Consider the following 1413-nt stretch of genomic DNA (forward strand, 5'->3'; position numbering starts at 1 on the left):
GTCAGGGTGGCGATGAGGCCGGTGGTGCCTTCATCGACGGTATCGCGGGAGAGGGTGACGCCGGTCGGCGCACGGTTCTCGTCAACATCGCCGACATGGATGGTGACGGACTTGGTGACGGAGGCGCCGTGGTTGTCGGTGACGGTGATCTTGATGGTGTGGGAGGTCGCGGTCTCGTAGTCGAGCACGGCGCCGGCCTTGAGGCGCAGCTCGTTGCCGACGATCTCGAACTTGCCGCTGAGGTCCTCGGCGAGGGCATAGGTGAAGGTGTCGCCGGTGTCGGGATCGACGCCGGTCAGGGTGGCGATGAGGCCGGTGATGCCTTCATCGACGGTATCGCGGGAGAGGGTGACGCCGGTCGGGGCGCGGTTCTCGTCGACGTCGCCGACATGGATGGTGACGCTCTTGGTGACGGAGGCGCCGTGATTGTCGGTGACGGTGATCTTGATGGTGTGGGAGGTCGCGGTCTCGTAATCGAGCACGGCGCCGGCCTTGAGGCGCAGCTCGTTGCCGACGATCTCGAACTTGCCGCTGAGGTCCTCGGCGAGGGCGTAGGTGAAGGTGTCGCCGGTGTCGGGATCGACGCCGGTCAGGGTGGCGATGAGGCCGGTGGTGCCTTCGTCGACGGTATCGCGGGAGAGGGTGACGCCGGTCGGCGCGCGGTTCTCGTCGACGTCGCCGACATGGATGGTGACGGACTTGGTGACGGAGGCGCCGTGGTTGTCGGTGACGGTGATCTTGATGGTGTGGGAGGTCGCGGTCTCGTAATCGAGCACGGCGCCGGCCTTGAGGCGCAGCTCGTTGCCGACGATCTCGAACTTGCCGCTGGGGTCCTCGGCGAGGGCGTAGGTGAAGGTGTCGCCGGTATCGGGATCGAGGCCGGTCAGGGTGGCGATGAGGCCGGTGGTGCCTTCATCGACGGTATCGCGGGAGAGGGTGACGCCGGTCGGCGCGCGGTTCTCGTCAACATCGCCGACATGGATGGTGACGGACTTGGTGACGGAGGCGCCGTGGTTGTCGGTGACGGTGATCTTGATGGTGTGGGAGGTCGCGGTCTCGTAGTCGAGCACCGCACCGGCCTTGAGGCGCAGCTCGTTGCCGACGATCTCGAACTTGCCGCTGAGATCCTCGGCGAGGGCGTAGGTGAAGGTGTCGCCGGTGTCGGGATCGACGCCGTCGAGGGTGGCGATGAGGCCGGTGGTGCCTTCATCGACGGTATCGCGGGAGAGGGTGACGCCGGTCGGCGCACGGTTCTCGTCGACGTCGCCGACATGGATGGTGACGGACTTGGTGACGGAGGCGCCGTGGTTGTCGGTGACGGTGATCTTGATGGTGTGGGAGGTCGCGGTCTCGTAGTCGAGCACGGCGCCGGCCTTGAGGCGCAGCTCGTTGCCGACGATCTCGAACTTGCCG

At 66.4% G+C, this 1413-nt stretch carries 1 protein-coding gene; it reads right to left on the bottom strand.

All coding sequences use genetic code 11. The features are described from left to right. A partial coding sequence (locus tag DQW91_RS16435; protein ID WP_198411899.1) for a cadherin domain-containing protein occupies positions 1-1413 on the bottom strand: 1413 nt, incomplete at both ends.

Origin of the sequence: Microvirga flavescens (assembly GCF_003290125.1) — a bacterium.
Lineage (GTDB): Bacteria > Pseudomonadota > Alphaproteobacteria > Rhizobiales > Beijerinckiaceae > Microvirga > Microvirga flavescens.